Source organism: Rosistilla carotiformis, from assembly GCF_007753095.1.
Classification (GTDB): Bacteria; Planctomycetota; Planctomycetia; order Pirellulales; family Pirellulaceae; genus Rosistilla; species Rosistilla carotiformis.
The window spans coordinates 5,089,394-5,112,287 of sequence record NZ_CP036348.1; the positions used below are offsets into that span (position 1 = coordinate 5,089,394).

Here is a 22,894-nt window from a genome sequence, read left to right on the forward strand (position 1 = left end):
GTTTGTTTTCAGGCCGGAGGCCGGCAAACGAACTGCCGGAGGCGTAAGCCTCCGGACCGAATGCAGCGCCATCACCGAAAGGCCGGAGGCCGACACAGGCCGGTGGAAGTATGGAGGCTCCATAGCCATAATACGGCCGTCAATTGAGTCGCAATTTTGAGACCATAACGTCGATCGAGAACCATGCCAGAACCGATGAGAGCGGCAGTACGCCACCGTTATGGACCGCCGGAGGTCTTGGAGATTCGTGCGATCGATCGTCCCGATTGCGGGCCCGATCAAGTGCTGGTTCGCGTCCACGCGACAACGGTTAATCGCACCGACTGCGCCGTCTTGATGGCGAAGCCGTTTATCATGCGACCGATGACCGGATGGATCCATCCAAAGCGAGCGACAACCGGGACCGACTTTGCCGGCGAAGTCGTCGCTGTTGGAGCGGAGGTCGATGAATTTGAGATCGGCGACCGCGTCTGGGGTTTTCACGACGAAGGACTCAGTTCGCACGCGGAGTATCTGGTCGCCGGCCGACGCGAGAACGTCGCGAAGATGCCAGCTGGAGTTTCGTTCGTCGATGCGGCGGCGAGTCTCGAAGCGGCTCACTACGCAGCCAACTTCGTCAAACGCTTGCAGGTACACCAAGGGGACCGCGTGCTGGTCAACGGCGCCTCGGGAGCGATCGGATCGGCGGTCGTCCAACTGTTAAAAAACAAAGGCGTGATCGTCACCGCGGTCTGCGGCACCGCCAATATTCCGCGAGTCGAGACGCTCAATCCCGACGAGATCATCGATTACGAGCGCGAAGACTTCCGTCAAACCAGCACCCGATTTCACGCGGTCCTCGATGCGGTTGGCAAGAGTAGCTTTGGTCGTTGCCGACACCTACTGCTACCCCGCGGCGTCTACATCTCTTCGGAACTCGGCTGGGGCTGCCAGAACCCGCTGCTCGCTCTGATGACTCCGTGCCTGCGGGGCAAAGTCGTTCGCTTCCCATTGCCAACCAACATCGCTGCCAGCATGCAGCAGATGGGCGCATTGCTGACCGAGGGAAAGTTTGCCCCACTGATCGACCGCCAATATCCGCTGGAAGAAATCCGCGACGCCTTCGGTTACGTCCTGACCGGCGAAAAGTGCGGCAACGTCATGCTGACGTTTGATGCCAATTGAATCGCTCGCTTCGATGGGAATCGAAGTTACGATTTCTTGCTCAATGGAAAAACGCCTTCGGTGATCAGTTGGCGACGATGCGAAACGCGGTGACCAACATTTATTTGCAGCAGGGCAACCGTTGTCCTCCCCTTTGAGGTCAGGCCAAGGAGGAGCGGTCCATCCCAAATAAAGTGTTGACTCCAGTTGTCATTTCGCGGGTCGAACAAGAACGCTTTTGAGCCATCCACCGGATCAATACCCGCGATGTTGGGACCCTTGTGGTTGTTGCACTTAAAACAAGCCAGGGCAAGGTTCTCTTCGACCGATTCGCCCCCCATCTTCCCCGGAACAATATGGTCGACTTCAAATGTCGCCGGATCGTAATCCTGCGGCATTTGGCAGTACTCGCAACAGTTGCCCGCACGCTCCCAGACGTCTGGCGCAAGGCGACCGAGAGGCTCATGTCCCGGCGTTCCGCAAAGCGACACGTGCACGCGATTGAAGAATTCCAAGCAGACTGCTGATCCGCTCAAAACTTGTCGCCTGCTCGCGTTCATCTTCCGTGAGCTCACCCGCACGAGCTTTCTCCGCCAGCAGCCTCATCACCCGACGCTGATCCTCGGAGAAGCCGAGGGACAAAATACCTTCGGCCGCCTGAGGCGACAGGGTTCCGCTGAGATTCGAGAGAATGGCGTCGTCATAGGTTTCGATTGATTGAGACATGCACCCATTCTATCACGAACTAGAGCGTTCAAGGCAAATGCAGTTGCGACAAAATGCAGGGAGCACGGCCGCTATTTGTCGGTGGCTGTGGGCATAAAAAACGCGTGACCCTTCGGGTCACGCGTTTTCTGCATGCAGCGGCTGCGTCGGTTATTGTTCCAACTGACGCAGCGTTTCTTCCAACGTGTACTGCAACGCATCGTCGACGTCGTGGTTCAGCACTTCCAACGCCAGTTCGGCAGCTTCATCGCCGCTGAGGAAGCTGAGCGCTCGGACCGCTTCCAAGCGGACGCGTGGATGTTCGTCGTTGATCCGTGGGGTCAACAATTCGATCGGGCTGTCCAGATCGTCGGCCCAGAATGACACGACGCGTGTCGCCGCGGCTCGTGCCCGGTGATCCTTGGCGTTCAGAACTTGGTCCAACAGTTCGGTCTGGATCGCGTGATGCGTTTGGCAAACCCACAACGCTTCGGTCAGCTGGTGCTCATAATCGGCATCCGATGGATCCAAGTTTTCGGTCCATTGGTTCACCGCCGCAACAACTTCCGCGGGATCGCGCTCGGCCAACTCACGTCGCACGCGGTAGCGAGTTCGATCTTCGGGCAGCTTCAGCAGATCCAACAGCGCCGGAATCGGCTCGCCGGCGATCTTCGCAGGCTCGACCAACGGACGCGTCTTGTGCGTGATCCGCCAGATGCGGCCATGGCTGTGATCGCGGCTCGGATCGCGCAGATTGTGCTGCAGGTGTCCAATCAACGCGTTGTGCCAATCGACGACGTAAAGCGAGCCATCGGGGGCGATCTGCAAGTCGACGGGGCGGAAGTTGCCGTCTTTCCCTTCGACGATTTTTTCGACTTCCACGCCAACGAATCCCGAACCGTCTTCGGTGATCTTGTGGTTCAAAACCGCGCGGTCGCCGATGCAGTTGGTGACCAGGAAGTTGCCTTGCCATTCATCGGGGAAGTGACGGCTGGAGATCATCGCACATCCGCCCAGCGGACGCGTTCGCTTTGGATAGAGCGTCGGCAGCGCGAACTTGGGATCGCCACCGGCGGTTCCGCCACTGGTTTCCAGATTCGCGACACGACGATGCTGCGATCCGCCGGGGTGTTTCATCGGATATTGGATCTTGCCGGAAATCGGTGCAGCCCAGTAGCTGAAGCCGGGTGACGCATCGCCGATGAAGTTCTGGCCCCAGCGATCAAAGACATGTCCCCAAGGGTTCGAGAAGGCAACGCTGACGTGCACGCCAAACCGTTCGGTCACGGGGTGATATTGCCAGATGCCCGCTTCGTGCAAGCGATTCAGGCCGTACGGACTTTCGACCTGCGAGTACTTAAAGGTTCCCTCTTCAAAGTAGAGGTTCCCGCCAGGGCCCCATTCAAATGCGGAGATGCCATGGTGCGAGTCGGCCGAGCAGAAGCCCGCCAGCTTGCGGATCACGGTGTCGGCAGCGTCATCGCCATCGAGATCTTGAGCGAACAAAATGTCGGGCTGTTGGGCGATGAAAGCGCCTCCCTTGCCCAACTCGAACCCGGTCGGTTGATGCAAGCCGCCGGCAAAGACCTTGCACTCGTCCGCCTTGCCATCGTTATCGATGTCTTCCAGGATCAGCAGCTTGTCGTCCAGTTTGCTCTTGGGTTGCCAGTGCGGATACGAAGCCATCGTCGAAACCCACAGTCGCCCCTTGTTGTCGAACTGCAACGAGACGGGATTCGCAAGTTCGGGGAACTGTTCTTCAGAGGCAAACAGTTCGATCTGCAGTCCATCAGCCAATTCGAACATCTTCTGTTGTTCGGCGGCGGAGTGGTAATCCAACGATCCCAACTTGCCACGCTTTTTGTTCGGATCATCGGCGCCGCCGACATTGGTGGTGACGTTGATAAAGGGCAGCGTGTTGCTGTCGTCGACTTCCTCAGGCACGCTGCGGCCCTGAGCGATCGCCCAGATCCGGGCATCGCGGTTGGCGGTCATCTGATCCAGGATCGCCCGTTCGCGTTCCATGACGTCGCGATTGTTGTAGGTTCGCGTCCCGTCTTTGCCCGCCAAACCGCGGTCGCCGTAGATCGAAAAACCGTTGACGGCGCGATAGCGGTGCCACCAATGAAAGTTCTTGTCGTCGACTTCCGCCTTCAGTTCGGGATTGATCTCGGCGGCGTCGCTGCCTCCCATCGCGCTGACAAACGCGGGAGCCAACGCTTGGTAGCCCTTTTCGTTTAGATGCGAACCGTTGAGCGTGAGTCTTTCGTCACGCGATTCGAACAGCTTTTGCGACGGATGGAACAGATCGACAAAGCCCACCTCGGTCTGCTTCGCAACATCAGCCAACGCCGCGGTGTACATCTCCAACCGCGGATTGTGCTGGCTGCCGTCGGGAAGGTTCTTGTCGCCGGTCTTCTCGAACGCGATCGGCGAAACGAGGATGATCTTTGGCGAGCCGTTGCCGCTATAATCCTTCGCCTTGGTCTCGTTGACCAATTGAGTCATCTGGTCGGTGAACTCCGCCAGTCCCTCTTCACCGGCAAACGATTCGTTGAAACCGAAGAACATCATCACGACCGACGCTTTGCTGTGGGTCAGATGCGAATCGGGATCGCCAAAGTTCTTCGAACGGATCCGATCCATCGGCTCGTCGCCGGGGAAGCAGAGGTTGCGAACGGTCAGTTCGTGCTGGGGGAAGCTTTGGTGCAGCAGCGATTCCCAATAATTATGGTGCTGCATCCGCTCGCCCAACTCGTTGCCGATCAGGCAGATGTGATCCCCCTTCTCCAACTTGACCTCCGCCGCAGAGGCGGAGAGCGCGGACACCAAAGCAATTATTAACAACGACAATCTCATGCGGAGGATCCTCTCGATCGACAGTACAGACAGGTGGGTTCAAACTCACAGCGGCGAGGATTCCGGCAGAATCCACACGTTTGCGAGCGACTTATTATCCACAAACTTGTCGGCGACGTCTACGATCAGCCCGCCGGTTGCCGGCTAATTCATATATGCTTTGACCACTTCAAACTTCCCCAACTGGTTCTTCTCGCTTTGCGTCAATTGCAGGTCGTCGTAGAGGTGAACTTTTTGCAGCTTGTCCATTTCGGTCAACGCTTGGACCAGTGTTTTTCGCAACTCCGCCCCGCGGTACATACTGTCAGGACTCAGCGTTCGGTCGGGCCAGCCGATCCACAGTTCGACCACCGAATCAAGCAGACTCAGCGATTCGACGCCATTTTTCGTCAGCGGATTGTTGGCCAGCCGCAAGCGTTTCAGATTGACCATCGGCTGGATTACCGAAGCGTCCTCGATGCGGCAATTGGAAAGGTCCAGGTATTCGATGTTCTTGAAGTTGCGGTTGGCGAAACGTAAGACATCCCCATCGGTGACCCCAGCCCCCACACGATTGACCCCAAAGGGGGCAAAGTGCAGCTGCGAAATCCCCGGCAGCATGCCGCCGAACAAGATCGCCTGACGGACATCGTTTGCGGATTTGATCGTGTAGAACCCAAGCCCTCGCAAAACGGGCATTCCAATCGGACTCAATTGCTCGCCATCGCGAAGCACTTCTCCTCCCAACGAAACGAAACGATCGATCGACCGCATCTCCATCTGTTGACGAATCGATTCGTCACTGCGCGATACGGCGACCTTTGCAGCCATGTACCCCCCCGCCAGCGAACCCGCGAAGCAGGCGACAATCATCTGAACCCAGGCGGGCCAGGAAGGGATGGAGAAACGTGCAGCGGGCAGGTGAGCATGAGACATCGGAATTCCTCGTGTTCAGGCAGGTGCGTGGTTCGCGACAACGCGATGGCAATGGCGACACACATTTGCAAACAATGAAAATACAAAAAATGGAATATGCAGGGGGGCTACCGTTTTAAACAATCTCTAAGCTTAAAATAAGCCAACAACGACGCCGTTGAATTGGATACCGAACCAACCTCGCCATAAGCGGGGGTGTCGACAGTAGGTTATTCTAACGGGCACGGTTGCACCGGCTGTGACAAACATGTCCCCCCTTAGCACGCTCATGGTCAACGCTTGGGTGAAAACGTTTGGTCTCAAATTCCGAAGAAATTCGCGTTTTTTCCGTGCATTCTGCCCGCACGACTGCACTAATGCACGCTCTGCATGGTGGCGTCTTCCCCCCAACGGGAAGATCAACTCACTTGTCCGCCCCGTGTCTACTCTCCGCTGGCGATGACTGGCGATGCCAAACTTCGCAGCAGTGCAGGCACCCTTGCTTAACACAAAGGAGCTTTGGGTCATGAAAGCCAAAACGATCGCGACGCTTGTGATTACATCCTTCTTCATCCAGGGAGCATCGAACGAGGGAATCGCGCAATCCTCGCTCGCCCCCGCTGTGGATGCCAACCCTTTCTACGAACCTCCGTTAGCGACGCCGCCCGACCCGTTTTCGAAACCCGCCCGCCCCGAGTCTCCAACGTCGGACGATTCGAAAGACGGGTTCGATGCTAACCAATCGACTCCACCGACAGCAGCGGGAACTGACAATGAACCGGTGACTGGCAAGAGAATTGAGGCGGCGTTGCAAGCACGTGTCGATGCACAATTCATCGACGAACCGCTCGAAAACGTTGCGACCGTCCTATCGGACAAGGTGGGGATTCCCATCCTCATCAACCGTCGCGCCTTGGATGATATCGGCTTGTCCTCCGATATTCCATTGGACTCCAACATCCAGAATGTCCGTCTAGAATCGGCACTCTCGATCGTTCTCGACAGCGTCGACCTGACCTACACAATTGAAAGTGAACACCTTGTCATCACGACGCACGACGACGCCAACACGAAGCTTTTAACGCGGATTTATTGGTCGCAAGAGACGGGACTGCAGGCGGATTACAATTCGGTCGAGATGCTGATTGCGATCGTCGACCCCGACACGTGGGAGCAATTGGGCGGCCCCAGCGTGATTCGCGCAATTAAAACCGAAAGTGGTTCGTCGAGTGGATTTGTGGTCACCACCACCCTTGTCACCCACAGAAAGCTGCAGCGATTGTTGGACATGATCGCGACAGGCCCTAAGGAAAAAGTGATCGCCCTGGAGAGCAAGATCGTCTACCCCGGACTGGCCCCTAACTGACAAACTCCTCCTCCTCTTCGCCGGTCGGACGCGAGATCTCGCCGGCGTCTTCGAGCGTGCGGACCATGTCGACGATCCCCTGCTGAGCCGCTTCGACATCGGAGACGCGGACAGCACCGAGGAAGCCCATCTCTTCGCGGAGATTGTCGGCGGCGCGGGAACTCATGTTCTTCATCACCTTGTTGACCAACGGCTCGCTGCAACCCTTCAACGCACAGGCCCACTTGCTCGCTTCGACGTTCTTCAACAGCGATTGGATATCCTTGTCTCCCATCTTGGCGATATCTTCGAAGACGAACATCAAGTGCCGGATCTCGTCGACCAGTTCGGGCTCCTCCTCGGCCAGGGCTTCCATAATCGTCCGTTCGACGGAGCGTTCGGAGACATTCAAGATCCCCGCCACGTGCTCGACGCCACCGACATGCAGGTTGGTTCCGTTAACCAAACTGGCCAACCGCATTTCCAGCCCGCGTTCGAGATCGGCCATCGCCAGCGTGTCGGCGCTTCCCACCACCGCGATCCGTTGGATCACTTCCAATTGCTTCTCGGGATCCAGCCCCGACAAGACCTCGGCGCAATAGCCTTCAGGCAGATGGCTCAAGATCAGCGCGATCGTCTGCGGATGTTCGTCCTGGACAAATTGGATCAGATTCCGAGGTTCGATCCGGCGGACAAAGGCGAACGGTTTCTGTTCGATCGATTGTTCGATCCGTTGAATCACCGGATCGGCATCGTTTCCCATCGCTTGGCGAATCAATTCTTTGGCGAGGTTCAAGCCGCCACAGCTGACGTTCAGGGCACTCGTTTTGGTTCCCATGAACTCATGCATCACATCTTCTTGCTCGGCCCCGCCGACCGATTCCATCCGCGCGATCTCCAGGCTGATCGCTTCGACCTGAGCCGTCGTCAGTCGCGACATCACGATCGTGGCCGCCTTGGTCGACAGGCTCATCAACAAGACCGCACATCTTCGCAAACTGGTTTCGAACTTTGATTTTTCCAACGTCTTCCCTTCCGAAACAAACCGTTGCTAAAGGACGGTGAACCGATGCGTCTGGACGGCGATGATCCGGGGAACCGCCCCTTTTGCTGCGCCTCAAAATTCGTGCAGCCACCGTACGCTCTACTATCGGATTGATTTGCGAGCACAAATCACAGAGGCCGCGAAGGTGCGGAACCTGTCGGTTCTGCAGGCAAGTCGGCTGGGAAAGAAATCGGCAATCGTTAAGATCGGAACTTTTGCCATCCCCTGCCGACCATCCTCTTGGGTCAACACGATGCTCGCCCCCGCCCAATCGAGTGATCGACGACGTGCCATCGTCGCATTGGTGCTGGTCAACAGCCTGTGGGGGCTTTCGTTTCCAATGATGAAGTGCCTGAACATGCAGGTCGACGAGCACTTTTCGGTGACACATCTCACCGCATCGTCGATGTTGCGCACCTCCGCGGCCGCCTGGATGATCGGGATCCGGTTTGGAATCGCACTCCTGCTGTACCTTGTCTTTTTTCGCAACACGCTGCGCCAAGTGCAGATGGCCCATCTCTTGGCCGGGGCGGCAATCGGTGCCGTCTTTGTGCTGGGGTTGATTTTGCAAGTCGTTGGCCTGGGAACGATCCCCGCCTCGCGAAGTGGCTTCCTGACCAGCCTGGTCGTCGTGGTCACACCAATCATCTCCGCGATCCTCAAACGGCAGATACCGCGGCCAACCGTAATCGCCGGTGCGCTGCTGGCATTATTCGGTGTCGCCATCCTCGCGGGAGTGATCGAACTTCGCCAAGGGCGGATCGGCCTCGCTCCCGACATGCGACAAACCTGGACGATCGGGGACTGGTTGACCCTCCTTTCGGTCTTCTTTTTCAGCGCACAAATTTTACTGTTGGATCGATTCGGCAAATGCTACGAATCGATCGCGTTCACGCCCAGCATGTTTGCCACCACCGCACTGCTTGCGTTGATCGTATACGCGGGCTTGCAGCCCTACGTTCCCGAATCGGCCGCTGGCGGCTGGACGGGGCTCGCCGCGCAACCGTCCTTCTATTTTATGATCAGCCTTCTCTGCGCGATCCCGTCGTTTCTCGCCTTTGCATGGATGAACAAGTACCAACCGATGATCTCCGCGGGGCAAGCCGCCGTGATCTACACGCTCGAACCAGTCTTCGCTTCGCTTTGGGCGATGACCTTGCCGACAACGCTCAGCCGATGCTGCACGATCGCCTACGCCAACGAGACGTTCAGCCTGCCACTGGTCATCGGCGGCGCACTGGTCTTGGCGGCGAATGCCCTGGCGCTGTGGCCCCAAGGCGACGCCAACCGCACAGAGTGACACGCGCCCTACCGATCGCATCGGCTGCCAGAACCACTCGAAAAACACAATCACCGAGCCACCACACCAGACTAGGCAACCTGGAGAAGATAGGCCGCGTCGGTTTACCGTAAAGTCGAAGATCCTCACCTTAACGGCCGGTTTGTTTTCTTGACCCTCCGATGGAACCGCGTACAATCCGAGCTTAGGTTTGCTGGCACCGCGCGATTGACTTGATCTGCAAATTGAAGGGAATGGGACACGCGTTGCCGGCGGGCCGTTGGGCACTTGATTCACCTCCTTATCCGCTCGCCCAATCGTTTTGTTGGTGGCATGAACATCATTGAAGCTAGGTAGCAACTTGACATGCTCGCAAACCAACCCCCTGCGGTTGAGATCTTGACCCCCGCCAAGCTGAACCTGTTTCTGGAACTGCGAGAGCGTCGTGCCGATGGATTCCATGAACTCGAAACGGTCATGGTGGCGATCAATCGCTTCGATCGTGTCCGTATGGCGTTTACCGAAACCGACGACGTGCACGTCGATTGCCATTGGCTTCCAAATCAGGCCGTGGTCGTCCATCGCTATCGGGGTGCACAAACCGTCGCCGCGTTGCCAAGCTCACAACACAACCTCGTGACCCGAACGTTGGAACAATTCCGCCAAAGGTTCTCTATCGCCAAAGGTTTTCGCGCAACCGTCGCCAAAACGATCCCCGCCGGGGCGGGAATGGGAGGCGCCAGCAGCGACGCCGCCGCCGCATTGCGAGCTGCCGCGCAGCTGTGTGACATCGCCCCACATGAGCCTCGCTTGCTTCAACTGGCTGGCGAAATGGGAAGCGATATCCCGTTCTTCTTTGGGGCCTCCGATGGCCCGATGACAGCGGCAATAGCCACCGGCCGAGGCGAACAAATCGCGTCGATCCCCGTTGGCGGAAAACTGCACTTTGTCGTCGTCCATCCACCGGCAAGCGTTTCAACGGTAGAGGTCTATCGCCGTTGCCAGGTTCCGCCTGAGCCGGTCTCTGCGACGGCGATGCTTGCCGCGATGGTCTCCGGACGCGCCGCGCGGATCGCCGGTCAACTACTCAACCGGCTGGCCGATCCATCCCGTGCGACCAGCGACTGGATCGATCGGGTGCTTACCGCAATTCGTCGGACATCGGTTTTGGGATACCAGGTCACCGGCAGTGGTTCAGCGTGTTTTGGGATTTGTCCGAACGCGGCCACCGCTTCTCGCATCGCGCACCAATTGCAAGCCACTGGTGTCGGCATCGCATTCGCAGCGGAATCGGTTCAGATTGCCAACCCTTCGCGGGATCTGGGATCATTTTTATAGCACTCGGTTAGGGAGGGTCGGACAGTGGAAATCACCGAAGTACGTGTCAAGTTGATGGAAAACTCAGAGGATCGCTTGCGGGCATTCTGCTCGATCACGTTTGATTCCTGTTTTGTGATTCGCGATCTGAAAATCATCGACGGCATGAACGGCCCTTTTGTTGCGATGCCCAGCCGCAAACTGACAGGCCACTGCAACCGATGCGGCCACAAGAACTACCTGCGAGCTCCATACTGCAACCAGTGCGGAACCAAACAACGTAGCGGCGGCGAAAACGACGGCCCGCAAAAACTGTACGCCGATGTCGCCCATCCGATCAATTCGGAGTGCCGTGAACAGATCCAACGGCACGTGATCGAAGAATTCGAGCTGGAACTTCAGCGGGCCCAACAGCCCGGGTACCGTTCGCGTTACGACGACGACTTCGACAGCGACAACGTCGATGTGGCCGCCTATGCCGAACCGCAGGCGAAGAATTTACCGGAAAAGCTGCCGCCGCCGGCACCTCATTTCCACCAACGCCCCGACGGACAAACCAGTTCGCAGCGTGGTGGCGGTGGCAATGACGACAGCTTTGGCGCCGGCGTTTTTTAGCCTCGGTCGCCCCAATCGACAAACTGCCGACCGCGCCGCGAGAACTAATGCCGCGACCGATACTCATTCACAAGAATGGCCAGAAAATCGCGAATCGATTGCAGCGATAACTGGGCATGTTTCATGTGGTCTTCGAGATGCTCGATCTCCATTTCCTGAGCCGCTATTTCACGACGTTGCAATTCGGTATTGAGATCTTTCAGGGTCGTTTCGGTATCTGCGATCAGATCGCGCAGACTCTTGACAGACATCCGGGGCAATTCCGACATGACACGTCCTTTGAATAAAAATGCGTGCACAAATGCGTGCGCCGCGAAGCCTTAAACGGGGCAAAAAAGAGAGGGTTCCGGGACGGTGCATCGTTCCGTTACAGCATGCTACTGACACCAAGGCACATGCCCGGGATGACAAAGAACACGCCCAAGACGTAGACCAACGCGACCATTTTGTTTTCCGAAGCGGTATCCCCCAACCACTCCGCCGCCTTGACGGGCAGATAGCGAAGCAGTGGAATTCCATAGATGACCGCTACCCCAAGCACGTTGTAGGTCAAGTGGATGAAGGCGATCTGCAGTGCCGCCGACGTGTTGCCATCGACCGCCGTGGCCGCCAATAGTGCGGTGATGCAGGTACCGATATTGGCACCCAGAGTGAACGGATAGATCTCCTTCAAACCAAACGCCCCCGAACCGGCCAGCGGCACCATCAACGAAGTGGTTGTCGACGACGATTGCACAAGAATCGTGACGAATGTTCCCGAGCAGATGCCCGAGATCGGGCCCTTGCCAATCGCGGCGTGCATCAACTCTTTCGCCTTCCCAACCATCAAGGTCTTCAGCAGCTTGCCGACGAAGTGAATCGACAGAAAGATCAGCACGATCCCGACAAGAATCAACGCGATCCCGCCTCCGGTGGTCCCCAGATTGGCCGCGGCGTTCTTGAACGAATCGACGACCGGCGCGGTCGCTGCTTTGACAAAATTCATACTGTTCATCGACGAATCGCCGACGACAAAGACTCCCGCTAGCGCGCTGCCAATTTTCTCAAGGAACCCAAACGCTATCTCCAGCGGCAAAAAAATCACAACCGACAGAAGGTTGAAAAAGTCGTGAACCGTCGCCGCGGAAAACGCCCGCGCAAACTCTTTCTTCTCACGGACGTGTCCCAACGAAACGATCGTGTTCGTGATCGACGTGCCAATGTTCGCCCCCATCACCATCGGCACGGCGACCGAGACGGGCAAACCGCCGGCAACCAAACCGACAATGATCGACGTGACCGTCGAAGAGGACTGAATCAACGCCGTCGCCACCGTTCCGACCACCAAACCGGCAAACGGATTCGTGGCAAATTCGAACATCTCTTTCGCTTGGCTACCGGTCGCGGTCTTAAAGCCCGATCCGATCAGACCGACAGCGCAGATGAGAACATAGACAAGTCCGGCAACCAGCAGCCACTGCCGCCATGTACCGTGGTCCGACGCCGATTGAGAATGCTCGGCGCTTTCTTCCGGTGCCACAATGTCCATCCGAACTCCCATTGATTTGAAAAGAGATTGATGACAACCGCGACGTAGTCCGTCGCCCCTCGGATGTCGGGTTGGTTGGTCGAGTGTAGTTCTTTTCAGGGTCGCTTCAACAACCTGAACTGAGACACCAAACCACCCACGCTGAACCTGCGAATTACTCAAACCCAGCAATTTGCACGGTTATCCGATCTCACTGCGACTTTTCACCCCCGTCCGCAGAGGGATTCAGCGCGACGATTCTTAACACAATACTCACCGACACATCATTGATGTCGGAGCGGTGATGCCGGGCTAAAACGCTCGGCGTCGCCACCAGGTCGCCCTGTTGCTAGCATTCAGAATGTAAATTTTCTGCCCTCGATTTCGGTTATGTCCCAAAACAGATCTTGGAAAAGAATCCAAACTTTCGTTAAACTCTGCAACTGATAATACCGACAGAGCGCGCCGCATGGCTGTGGCAGACGTGGTAAGTTTGAAAACCGATCGGGCCAGGAGGGAACGATGACTGGTGAATCCTTTCGATTTATACATGCCAGCGACTTTCATCTAGAACGCCCATTGGGCGACTTGGACGAAGTACCCCAGCATCTGCGTGAAGCGATGGCGGGCGCTAGCTGGAAGGCAGCCGCCACCGTCTTTGAAACCGCGGTTCTCGAAAACGTCGATTTCGTCCTACTCTCGGGTGACCTGTTCCATCCGATCACCGCGGGCCCGCGTGGCATGGCGATGCTGGTCGAACAGTTTGAACAGCTACATCAACAAAACATCCAAGTCTTCTGGACGACCGGGCAGGTCGACGACCTTGCCAAATTGGGCGACGGGCTCGCCTTGCCCCCGAACGTAACCGTCTTTCCCAAGGACCGCTCCGAACAAGCCTACGTGCGTCGCGCCGGCGACACGATCGCCGTCGTGGTCGGTCGCAGCAACGACGGACGCAGCGGGTTACATGTGCCCAGTTTCCGGCACGACCCGGTCGAAGAGTTCACCATCGCGCTCGGCTATGGCAGCAGCGATGCAACCGCACTAGCCGAAGGCCGCTTCGATTATTGGGCACTCGGCGGCGAACATCAACGTCGTTCGCTGGAGGGTGCCGCAGGCGTTGGCGCCAACTATTGCGGATCGCCTCAGGGCCGCAGTTTGGCCGAAACCGGAGCACATGGCTTCCATTTGGTCGACATCGACGCCGATGGCAGCAGCCGCGTTCACTTTGTCGAATCGGACAGCTTCCGCTACATCAACGTGGAACTGGGCGGCGCCGACCTGGGGACCAGCAGCGACTTGCGCAGCCTGTTGTCCCAACGGATCGCGCGGCTTCAACACGAGAACGGCGACCGACACCTGTTGGTCGGCTGGGAAATTCATTTAGGGGCCGATTCGCCGATGGGCGCTGGCGATCCGACGGAACTGTTGTCTTGGTTGCGTCGCGAATTTGGACACGGCAGTCCGGCGGCTTGGTCGGTCAAACTGGACGTCATCGCGCCGCCCCAATTTCCGCAATCGTGGCTCGACGAAGACACCATCCTGGGCGATTTCCTGCGTGCCGCCGGAACCCATCGCAAGACAGGCGGACGCGATTTGCAATTGAATTCGTTGACCGAAGAACATGAGGGACTGCCGCCAGCGATGGCAGCGGTCTTGACCGAAGCGGATCCCGCCAGCCGGGCGGCGACCTTGGACCACGCGACACTGTTGGGGGTGGAATTGCTGCGAGGCGGCAAACCAAAGTTAGCGATGGCAGGTGACGGCAAAGAGTATCGATAGTTTCATCATGGCGAAATGATCGCGCCACCGGTCACAGGGAGGTTTACCGGTGAAAGTAAAAGATTTACAAATTGACGGTTTCGGCGTCTGGACAGGCTTAAGCGTGGACAGTCTGCCCGATGGCATGACGTTGTTCTACGGCCCCAATGAGGCTGGCAAGACAACGCTGATGCAGTTCTTGCGCGCGATGCTCTACGGATTTACGACCGAACGCCGCGAGCGCTACCTGCCACCGGTCCATGGTGGATCACCTGGTGGTGCGCTGCGCGTCACCGGTCCCGGCGGTGGCTACGAATTGCGGCGACGCGCCCAATTGACCGACGCCGATGGCAACGGCAGCCTGACCGTGACCGGCACCGATGGTTTGGTCCAAGGGGAGCATCGTCTGAAGATGCTGTTGGGCCAAATCGACGAACCGATTTTCAAAAACGTGTTTGCGATCGGACTTCGCGAACTGCAGGAACTGGGCACGCTCGACGACACCTCCGCCGCCGATGAACTGTATAAACTGTCCAGTGGCCTCGATCGCGTTTCGTTGGTCGATGTCACGCGTCAGCTGCGCGGTGCCCGCGCCAACGTCCTGGGGACGGAATCATCCAACCGCAGCGGCCAGCAATTGGCCGATCTGATCGCCCGCCGCGATCGTCTTCGCGAAGAGGTCGATCAACTCACGCGACGAGGCCGCCGCTGGGCCGAACTGGCAACGCAACGCCGTACTCAGATCCAAGAGATTGAACACCTGCGGGTCAAACTGGGCCAATGGGAACACGACGCGCGGGTCACCGAAGTTGCCTCCACCGCCCGGGAAACGTGGCTCAAACGCCAAGAACTCAAAGCGCAGATCGAACGCACCGAACGTGGCCTCGACCTGCCCGAAGACGCACCGATGCAATTGGTGCACATCGAAGCCCAGGTGGAAGAACGCAAGGGGAAGCTGGAAGAGGTTAAACGCCAACGGCGAGAACTGCGCGACAAGGCCGCTGCGCTTCCGCTGAGTCAACGCCTTTTGAATCTGCAATCGCGGATCGAAGCGGCTTCGCAACAAGCAACCTGGATCGAAGCCCTACGCGATCAGATCGCCAAGCTCGACAAGCAGGTAGAGAAAGCCGAACAGCAACTCGACGCCGACGCGCATCGCTTGGGATTGACCGACGAAGAACGCAAATCGTTGATCGAAGGTGCCAAGTCGGAGATGCCCGATCTGTCGCGTGCCACCCTGGCGACGCTGGGTGGACCGGCGCGAACGGTCAAAGAATTTTTGTTCCAAGCGAAACAGGCCCGCGACGAAAGTCTGAAGGATCGCCAAGAGATCCAGGCCCAGGAAAAACAGCTTCGCGAAAAAATCGGTCATCTACAAAACGAAGACCTGCACGAATCGATCAAGCTGCAAGGCGCCGTGATCGCGCGGTTCCGCAAAGCGATTCAAACCGAAGAGCACCTGGACAAGCTGCGCCGGCATCACAAGGAACTTGAAAACGAAGCGATCAACCTAACCACCGCCGAAGCCTTGCCCGTCGATCGATCGATCTTCATGGCAGCCCCGTTCCTGTTCGGTGGCGTTGGCCTGATCTATGGCCTGGTGAAGACGACCGGAATCTGGAACGTCGCCGAACGCGACCCAACCTTCGGCATGTTTTCGATGCTGATCGGCATGGCCTGTCTGGCGATGTGGTACATGGGACGTCAACTGTTCGACCGTGGCACCAGCAGCGACCTGCACGATACCGAACGACAGATCGATGTGGTCCGTAAACAAATCCGCGAAACCGAACGCGAGCACGAAGAGATCTTGAAGGATCTCCCCTCGGGGGCCGGGACGTTGGAAAGTCGGTTGCGTGAATCGCTCACCGAACTGCAAGCTCAAGAAGACGCGCTGCCGCTGTACCACGCCAACCAAGCGTTGGTACAACGTTACAAAGCCGCTCGAAAACGGGCCGAAGAAGCTGTCGAAGGCCTGAAGCGGGCTCGCTCCGACTGGAAGCGAACGCTGCTGAAGCTGGGCCTTTCGGAATCGCTTTCGCCCAAGAGCATTCGCGAGATGAGCGACGGTTACGAAACGCTGCAAGCGTCGCGTCGTCGCGTCGACGAATTGCGAGACGAGAAGATCGAACGAAAACGTGAACTGGCTGCTCTCGGCAAGCGAGTGGAATCGCTGTACCGCGAAGCTTTGGGCGACGAAGAGCCCGAAAGTGCACTGGCCACCGCCACGCAACAGGGTATGAAAGATCCGATCCAAGCCGTCAAAGACTTCATCAACGATGATGAAGATGCCGACGACTACCGCCAATCGCGACGCGGCAACGACTCGCGCCGGGCTGCCGAACCGGCCCGCATGTCCGATCCGCGCGTCGCGCGACGGATCCCAAGCGATCCGTTGGAACAACTGAACCAGATGATTCAGGAATTGGAACGCCAACAGCACTGGATCAAGAAGCGTCGTGAATTGAAAGAGCACGACGCCCAGTTCCGCAAGGCGAGCGCAAGCCACGCTCGGGCGATCGAACGCTACGAACAAAACCGCCGTTCGCTATGGGCTCAATGTGGCGTCGCGACGCAAGAACAGTTCTACGCGCTTGTCGACCGGAAGACTTCGCTACTGGAAATGCGTCAGAACCTGGAAGCAACGCAGACCAAGCTCGATTCGTTGATCGGCAACAAGATCGATCCCAACGAAGTGCTCCGCGCCTTGGAAGATGCGAAGGCGGAAGATCTCGATCGACGCTGGGAATCGCTGAACCAGAAGATCGAACAGACCAAGGAACGGATCGGTGGATTGCAGACGCGCCAGGGCGAATTGACCGCCGAGATGAAGCAATTGACCGAAGACCGTCGCTTGACCGAAGCCCAATTGGAACTCGGCTGCATCGATCTTCAGATCCGCAAGTGCATCGAACGTTGGCAGACCTTGGGGATGACCAGCAAGCTGTTGGATGAAGTCTGTGCGACGTTCGAAAAGGAACGCCAACCCGAGACGCTTCGCGAAGCCTCGACCTTTTTGAAAAGCTTGACCGATGGCAAGTACGTGCGAATTTGGACGCCGCTGGGCACCAATCGCTTGAACGTCGACAACCGCGATGGCAAGGCGTTGCCGATCGAAGTCCTTAGCCGTGGCACACGCGAAGCGGTCTTCATCGCGCTGCGTTTAGCCCTGGCCGCCGCCTACGCCCGACGTGGCGTGATGCTGCCGCTGGTGCTGGACGACGTGTTGGTGAACTTCGACCGTCGCCGCGCCGTCCATGCCGTTCGTACGCTGCAACACTTTGCCGAACTCGGCCATCAAGTGATGATGTTCACCTGTCACGAACACATCGTCGACATCTTCCACGAGGTGAGTGCCGAAGTTCGCTTGTTGCCGAAACAAGGCACGCCGGGTGTCGCCACCGTGCTATTGCCCGAACCACCTGCAGAGATCATTGAAGAAACGGTCGAAGAGATCGTCGACGAAGTTCCGGAAGAAGAACCCGCCGAAGAAGTGATCGAAGAGATCATCGAAGAAGAGGTTTGGGAAGAACCGGAGATCGAAGAAGTCGCCGAGGAAGAGCCCTTCGAAGAGGAAGTCGTCGAAGAAGTGATCGTTGCCGATGCCCCCGAACCCGAACCCGAACCCGAAATCGTCGAAGAGATCGAGGAAGTCGAAGAGTTTTACGAAGAACCCGAACCGGTTGTCGTGACCAAAGTGGAACGTCATCGTCGACGCCCCACGCCGATCATCGAAGACGACCTCGAACCAGTCGATCTCAACTGGGTTTGGTTCGATACCGATCCGACCCCGCAACGCGAGGATGAATCCGACGGTGAGTTCTCCGGTCCACGCAACGCTTGGGATCGCGATGACGCTTGGTGGACAGGAAAGCCCGCGGGTGTCGGTCCGATCGAAGAAGACGACCTTCAATAGCCGAACCCGGTGGCACAATGTTCCACCGTCCATTCAGTGACCACCCAAACGCAAACAACCCGCGGCTCCCGAAAAGCCGCGGGTTGTTTCATTATGCAATCCGCCGGCACGATGGCGATTACGCGGTTTCCCATACAACCGCTGAAGGCACTATGCAGCCAGCGGTTTTCAGACACCCTGCACGCCTACTTGGCGTCCGCGGTCACACCCTTCCAATCGTCGGTACGGAACGGAGTCAGCGGCAACCCGTTGCGAGAGGTCACGTTGGCGACGGGGTTCGTGGCCCAGGCGTAACGGACAGCCACAGGAGCTTCGATCTCGTCGCTCCATACAACGACCTTATCCTTGCCAACCAGCTCCGCCTTGGCATCGACAAACTTTTGATCCTCGCCCGCGATCGTAAAGCCAATCGGCCGTTTCACATCGAAGGTATATAACCCCTGCGCTCCGACATGATCGAACGTCAGCGTCATCTTGTTGCCTTCGGTTTCCACCGATTTATAGGTTGGGCTTTGGTATTCGATTGGCAAACCGTAATCCTTCGCCAATGCCCAACGGGCCAAACGCTTGGCGACATCTTGCTTGTTCCGCGGATGGATGTCGCGTCCTTCGCCGATGTCGATGATCACCGCTTCGCCGGTGTTGGGCAAACGCTCCATCGTCATCGTTTGCGCTTCGCGCAGTTCCGCCCAATCGCTGTCGCCCGGTTCGGAGACTTCGTCGCGGAAATCAGCCAACTGAACCCAGTAGAACGGAAAATCGCCCTGCTTCCATTCGTCGCGCCACGATTGGATCATCAACGGAAACAAGTCGCGGTATTGGTAAGCACGACTGGCGTTCGATTCGCCTTGATACCAGATCGTTCCGCGGATGCCATAGCCTAAGATTGGACGCAACACACCACAATAAAGGTTACCGGGGCGATGTTGGCCGGTCATTCGCGATTTCAAATTTGCCAATTGCTTGGCCTGGTTGTCATCTTTCGACTCCGCGGCGCTCAATTCTTCGAACTTTGCCTCTTCCTTACTCCATCGTTCCAACAGCGGGCCATAAGCTTCATCCGCTTCCAGCAGCTCGCGTTGGACCCACGCTTCACACGATGAACCGCCCCACGAATTGTCGATCAAACCGATCGGCATCCCGAGCGATTGGTGCAATTGGCGTCCAAAAAAGTATCCGACGGCCGAGAACGAACCGACAGTATCCGAGGTGCATTGTTGCCATTCGCCCTGGAAATCATCCTGCGGCTCCTGCACACCAATGCGAGGCACCGAGATCAGACGGATATGAGGGTAATTGGCAGTCATCTTTTCCAGATCGGCGTCATTGGCCTGATCGACCGACCACTGCATGTTCGATTGGCCGCTGCACAACCAAACTTCTCCGATCAAGACGTCGCCAAATTCCAAGCGGTTCTTACCTTCGATGACCATGGTTTTGGCATCGCCCAAAGCCAAGGGGTCGAGCGTCACGCGCCAGTTCCCTTGATCGTCGGCGGTCGCTTTTTTCGTTTGGTCGGCAATCGTCACGACGACCTCTTCGCCCGGTTCAGCCCATCCCCAAACGGGATTGGCTTGTTCGCGTTGCAGCACCATGTTATTGCCAAAGATCGAAGGCACGCGGACATCCGCCAGCGCACCGCTGGCGATTGACGTGGAAACGAGCAGTCCAAAAATTGCTCGTCGAAGACGCGGGAAGTCACTTCTCATTGCGATTCCGTAATTTCTCTGAAGGTTGGTAGGGGTGGGTTAAACGATCGATGAAACGATAACGAATTGAGAACCGAATTGAAACGGTCTCGCACTTTGCGGCAGGCAATTTTTTCTCCCGTCCCGTCGCTCGCCAGATCACGCTGCCGATCGTTCGATCGATTCGCGTCCGGGCATTCGAAGATGTTATAATTCGTCGGTGGACATTCTACGTCAGGCGGTCGCGTTTGCGATCGCGCTGTTCCTTAAGTCGTGCTGGGATCCTCAATCATGAGTGTCGCTGGTCGTTCCGATCCGCCTGCGCGGCTGGGATGCGAAACGCGTTTGTTGCGGTGGCAACGGCAACCGATGCTCATGATCGCCATCGCTGGCCTGGTGGGGATTTTGTGCGATCAGACACTTTCGGTGTCTTCGGAACACTGGCCCCTATTGGTCGGCGTCGCGATCGCTGGCGTCGTTGCGTTCTGGAGTTTCCCACGTCTTCGGCTATGGGCGCTGCTGTTGATTTCGGTCGGAGCGTTGGGCTTCTATCATCACCAAAGCCAACATCGATATGAAAACCAGACGCTTGCGAGTTTTCTCAGTGACGCATGGCAACCGATTTGGATCGACGCGATCGTCCAGTCGCCGATCGAACGGCGCCCCGACGCCATGGGCGATCAACATTCCGACGCGGAGGTTCAGGCCTGGCAGTCGGTCTTGGAGATCGAAGCCGTTTCCCTCCGCGGCGGCAGCGACTTTCGACCGACCAGCGGTCGTGCACGCGTTGTTGTCGACGGCGTTGTCCAAGGGCTGTTGCATGGCGATCACATACGGTTAAGCGGTAATGCCCAACGCATTCCGCCAGCTTCTAATCCGGGAGAGATCGATCTTCAGCAGATCTATCGTGCCCGTCACCAATTGGTTCGCATGCACGTCGATTCACCCGATCAGATCCGGATCGTGAAAACGGGCCGATGGACAGCCCAGCGGGCCATCGATTGGCTTGGAAACCGCGGCCAGCAAGCCCTTGTCGTGAACATGGATTCATCGATGGCACCGCTGGCGGAAGCTTTGGTTTTGGGGCGTCGCCAAGCGGTCGACCGACCGACGCGTGATCGGTTGCTGGAAACCGGCACGATCCATTTATTGGCAGTCAGCGGTTTGCACGTCGGAATCGTCGCTGTGGCTGCGTCCTGGCTGGCACTCTGCTGGGGCGGCTCGCGAACCGGCAACCTGATGTTTGTGATCGGTGTATGCCTGGCCTACATGTTGGTCACTGGCGCGCGGCCGCCGGTGGTTCGCGCAGCGACGTTGATCAGCATCTTTTTGATGGGGCGATTGGTCGGCCGTCGCGTCGATCCGCTGAATTCGCTGGCCACCGCCGCGGTCCTGTTGATGGTGATCGATCCGCTTTCGATTGGTCAAATCGGAACCCACCTCTCGTTCCTGGCCGTCGCCACGATCGTCTTATGCGGTGAACGGCCGCCGGTTCGCCCAGCCCCCGATCCGCTGGATGAACTGCTGCATAGCCACTGGACGCGGCTGCGCGGGGGTATTCGAGTTGCCTGGCAAACGGTCCGCCAGCTGATCGCAATCAGCTTTTGGATCTGGACCATCGGGCTTCCGATCGTCTGGTACCACTTTCATGTGATCACGCCGATCTCGATCGTCGCCAATGTGTTGCTGTGGATTCCATTGACGGTGGCTCTGGTCGCGGGCCTGGCCACGGCGGTATTGGGCGGAATCTGGACACCCTTGGGTTCTATTCCCGGACAGATCTGCCAACGCGCACTGCAGACCATCACCCAGCTTGTCGACGGGATGTCCCATGTCGACGGAGCGTACTACTGGATGCCCGCGCCGCCGTACTGGATGCTGCCGCTGTTTTATATCGGGATCGTTGTCGCGGCGCTACTGACCGCCAGACGCTTTCAAAAATCAGTCGTCTTGGGCTGGATAGCGTTGTGGTTGATTGCCGCGCTGAGCCAAGCGACGCATCGGCCGCAGCCCGATCGCTTTGTGGCGACGTTCATCGATGTGGGGCATGGAACCAGCGTGCTGCTGGAATTTCCCGACGGCGAGAATTGGCTGTACGATGCTGGCCGATTGGGCGATCCCGCGTTCGCGCGATGGCCGATCGAAGCGGTCCTGTGGAGCCAGCAGATCCGACACCTGGATGGGCTGATCGTCTCGCATGCCGACGCCGACCACTACAACGCAATCCCGGGACTGATCGAGCGATTTTCGATCGCGCGGGTGCTCGGGTCGCACGAACTGTTCTCCAGCGACCAACGTGGCGTGATGGAACTTCAACAGACGCTGAATACCCATCGGATTCCGATCGAAAAGTTGGCCGCGGGCGACGTGCTGTTGCAGCAACCCGATTGCCGCGTCATGGTGCTGCATCCCCCACGAACCCATCTGCGGGCTAAAGACAATGCCAACAGCATCGTGCTGCGACTGGATTGTTTTGGACACACGCTCCTTTTGCCAGGCGATTTGGAAGATCCAGGGACCGCGATGCTGCTGGCACAACCTTCGCCGCAACCTGGCGGCGTCCTGATGGCACCGCATCACGGCAGTCTATCCCAAGATATCTATCCGATTTTGCGATGGGCCGATCCGGCCGTGGTGATCGCTAGCGGAGGCAAGCGGGCGGCCGGACCGCGCGTGCTGAGAATGCTTGCCGAAACAGGAGCCCAGCCGTTTGTGACGCATCGCGATGGCGCGATGCGCGTGAGTCTGGATCGCGATGGAATCCAAATCCGAACCTGGCATGACAGCCCCTGGCCGACGGGCCGCTGATTGGCCGTCGTC

General features: G+C 57.7%; 16 protein-coding genes. 8 read left to right on the plus strand and 8 right to left on the minus strand.

Features of this window, described 5'->3' with window-relative positions:
- Nucleotides 1–195: 195 nt before the first annotated feature.
- A complete protein-coding gene (locus tag Poly24_RS18470; RefSeq protein WP_145098828.1) occupies nt 196–1,164 on the plus strand; it encodes an NAD(P)-dependent alcohol dehydrogenase in 969 nt (322 codons plus the stop codon).
- Nucleotides 1,165–1,190: 26 nt separating this feature from the next.
- On the opposite strand, the gene Poly24_RS18475 is transcribed toward Poly24_RS18470, so the two are convergent.
- The 4 genes from Poly24_RS18475 to Poly24_RS18490 all read right to left on the minus strand — a co-directional run bounded on the left by Poly24_RS18475 (nt 1,191) and on the right by Poly24_RS18490 (nt 5,622).
- Nucleotides 1,191–1,703: an HNH endonuclease gene (locus tag Poly24_RS18475; RefSeq protein ID WP_261343123.1), complete on the minus strand. Its 513-nt coding sequence runs from the start codon at nt 1,701–1,703 to the stop codon at nt 1,191–1,193.
- Nucleotides 1,606–1,869 (minus strand): hypothetical protein, encoded by a 264-nt coding sequence (locus tag Poly24_RS18480; protein WP_145098834.1) that lies wholly within the window; start codon nt 1,867–1,869, stop codon nt 1,606–1,608. The genes Poly24_RS18475 and Poly24_RS18480 overlap by 98 nt, the downstream gene beginning before the upstream one ends.
- A gap of 150 nt (nt 1,870–2,019) precedes the next feature.
- Nucleotides 2,020–4,707: a PVC-type heme-binding CxxCH protein gene (locus Poly24_RS18485; RefSeq protein WP_145098837.1), complete on the minus strand. Its 2,688-nt coding sequence runs from the start codon at nt 4,705–4,707 to the stop codon at nt 2,020–2,022.
- 144 nt (nt 4,708–4,851) lie between these two features.
- Complete coding sequence (locus Poly24_RS18490; protein ID WP_145098841.1) at nt 4,852–5,622, minus strand: leucine-rich repeat domain-containing protein; 771 nt, start codon at nt 5,620–5,622, stop codon at nt 4,852–4,854.
- Between the two features lie 505 nt (nt 5,623–6,127).
- On the opposite strand from Poly24_RS18490, the gene Poly24_RS18495 reads away from it, so the two are divergent.
- Nucleotides 6,128–6,967: a DUF4974 domain-containing protein gene (locus Poly24_RS18495; protein WP_145098844.1), complete on the plus strand. Its 840-nt coding sequence runs from the start codon at nt 6,128–6,130 to the stop codon at nt 6,965–6,967.
- Here the strand turns inward: Poly24_RS18495 and fliG are convergent.
- Nucleotides 6,960–7,970 carry a flagellar motor switch protein FliG gene (gene fliG, locus Poly24_RS18500; RefSeq protein ID WP_231753219.1) on the minus strand — a complete coding sequence of 337 codons (1,011 nt, stop codon included), beginning with the start codon at nt 7,968–7,970 and terminating at the stop codon, nt 6,960–6,962. The genes Poly24_RS18495 and fliG overlap by 8 nt on opposite strands.
- A 274-nt stretch (nt 7,971–8,244) precedes the next feature.
- Here fliG and Poly24_RS18505 point away from each other — a divergent pair, with 274 nt between their 5' ends.
- From Poly24_RS18505 to Poly24_RS18515, 3 genes are all read left to right on the plus strand, one after another.
- Entirely contained in the window at nt 8,245–9,291 is a 1,047-nt protein-coding gene (locus tag Poly24_RS18505) for a DMT family transporter (RefSeq protein WP_145098847.1), read from the plus strand.
- Between the two features lie 345 nt (nt 9,292–9,636).
- Entirely contained in the window at nt 9,637–10,608 is a 972-nt protein-coding gene (ispE, locus tag Poly24_RS18510; RefSeq protein WP_145098850.1) for a 4-(cytidine 5'-diphospho)-2-C-methyl-D-erythritol kinase, read from the plus strand.
- 24 nt (nt 10,609–10,632) lie between these two features.
- The gene (locus Poly24_RS18515) at nt 10,633–11,202 is read left to right on the plus strand and encodes a SpoVG family protein (RefSeq protein ID WP_145098853.1); all 570 of its coding nucleotides are present in this window, start codon (nt 10,633–10,635) and stop codon (nt 11,200–11,202) included.
- 44 nt (nt 11,203–11,246) lie between these two features.
- Here the strand turns inward: Poly24_RS18515 and Poly24_RS18520 are convergent, their stop codons facing one another.
- Both Poly24_RS18520 and Poly24_RS18525 read right to left on the minus strand, forming a co-directional pair.
- Nucleotides 11,247–11,471, minus strand: coding sequence for a hypothetical protein (locus tag Poly24_RS18520; protein ID WP_145098856.1), 225 nt, complete (start codon nt 11,469–11,471; stop codon nt 11,247–11,249).
- 98 nt (nt 11,472–11,569) lie between these two features.
- A complete protein-coding gene (locus Poly24_RS18525; protein ID WP_145098859.1) occupies nt 11,570–12,730 on the minus strand; it encodes a Na/Pi symporter in 1,161 nt (386 codons plus the stop codon).
- Between the two features lie 501 nt (nt 12,731–13,231).
- Between Poly24_RS18525 and Poly24_RS18530 the strand changes: the two genes are divergently transcribed.
- Together Poly24_RS18530 and Poly24_RS18535 are read left to right on the plus strand one after the other, a co-directional pair.
- On the plus strand, nt 13,232–14,491 hold the full coding sequence (locus Poly24_RS18530; protein ID WP_145098862.1) for a metallophosphoesterase family protein: 1,260 nt from the start codon (nt 13,232–13,234) through the stop codon (nt 14,489–14,491).
- Nucleotides 14,492–14,540: 49 nt separating this feature from the next.
- On the plus strand, nt 14,541–18,386 hold the full coding sequence (locus Poly24_RS18535; RefSeq protein ID WP_145098865.1) for an AAA family ATPase: 3,846 nt from the start codon (nt 14,541–14,543) through the stop codon (nt 18,384–18,386).
- Nucleotides 18,387–18,571: 185 nt separating this feature from the next.
- Here the strand turns inward: Poly24_RS18535 and Poly24_RS18540 are convergent, their stop codons facing one another.
- The gene (locus tag Poly24_RS18540; RefSeq protein WP_145098867.1) at nt 18,572–20,095 is read right to left on the minus strand and encodes a sialate O-acetylesterase; all 1,524 of its coding nucleotides are present in this window, start codon (nt 20,093–20,095) and stop codon (nt 18,572–18,574) included.
- A 270-nt stretch (nt 20,096–20,365) separates the two neighbouring features.
- On the opposite strand from Poly24_RS18540, the gene Poly24_RS18545 reads away from it, so the two are divergent.
- Entirely contained in the window at nt 20,366–22,882 is a 2,517-nt protein-coding gene (locus tag Poly24_RS18545; RefSeq protein WP_145098870.1) for a ComEC/Rec2 family competence protein, read from the plus strand.
- Nucleotides 22,883–22,894: the final 12 nt, after the last annotated feature.

Excerpts from the sequence above, each read along its gene's own strand:
- Poly24_RS18525 (WP_145098859.1), bottom strand. The coding sequence starts at position 12,730 with ATGGACATTGTGGCACCGGAAGAAAGCGCCGAGCATTCTCAATCGGCG.
- Poly24_RS18490 (WP_145098841.1), bottom strand. The coding sequence starts at position 5,622 with ATGTCTCATGCTCACCTGCCCGCTGCACGTTTCTCCATCCCTTCCTGG.
- Poly24_RS18545 (WP_145098870.1), top strand. The coding sequence starts at position 20,366 with ATGAGTGTCGCTGGTCGTTCCGATCCGCCTGCGCGGCTGGGATGCGAA.
- Poly24_RS18480 (WP_145098834.1), bottom strand. The coding sequence starts at position 1,869 with ATGTCTCAATCAATCGAAACCTATGACGACGCCATTCTCTCGAATCTC.
- Poly24_RS18530 (WP_145098862.1), top strand. The coding sequence starts at position 13,232 with ATGACTGGTGAATCCTTTCGATTTATACATGCCAGCGACTTTCATCTA.
- ispE (WP_145098850.1), top strand. The coding sequence starts at position 9,637 with ATGCTCGCAAACCAACCCCCTGCGGTTGAGATCTTGACCCCCGCCAAG.
- Poly24_RS18470 (WP_145098828.1), top strand. The coding sequence starts at position 196 with ATGAGAGCGGCAGTACGCCACCGTTATGGACCGCCGGAGGTCTTGGAG.
- Poly24_RS18485 (WP_145098837.1), bottom strand. The coding sequence starts at position 4,707 with ATGAGATTGTCGTTGTTAATAATTGCTTTGGTGTCCGCGCTCTCCGCC.
- Poly24_RS18495 (WP_145098844.1), top strand. The coding sequence starts at position 6,128 with ATGAAAGCCAAAACGATCGCGACGCTTGTGATTACATCCTTCTTCATC.
- Poly24_RS18475 (WP_261343123.1), bottom strand. The coding sequence starts at position 1,703 with ATGAACGCGAGCAGGCGACAAGTTTTGAGCGGATCAGCAGTCTGCTTG.
- Poly24_RS18520 (WP_145098856.1), bottom strand. The coding sequence starts at position 11,471 with ATGTCGGAATTGCCCCGGATGTCTGTCAAGAGTCTGCGCGATCTGATC.
- Poly24_RS18540 (WP_145098867.1), bottom strand. The coding sequence starts at position 20,095 with ATGAGAAGTGACTTCCCGCGTCTTCGACGAGCAATTTTTGGACTGCTC.
- Poly24_RS18505 (WP_145098847.1), top strand. The coding sequence starts at position 8,245 with ATGCTCGCCCCCGCCCAATCGAGTGATCGACGACGTGCCATCGTCGCA.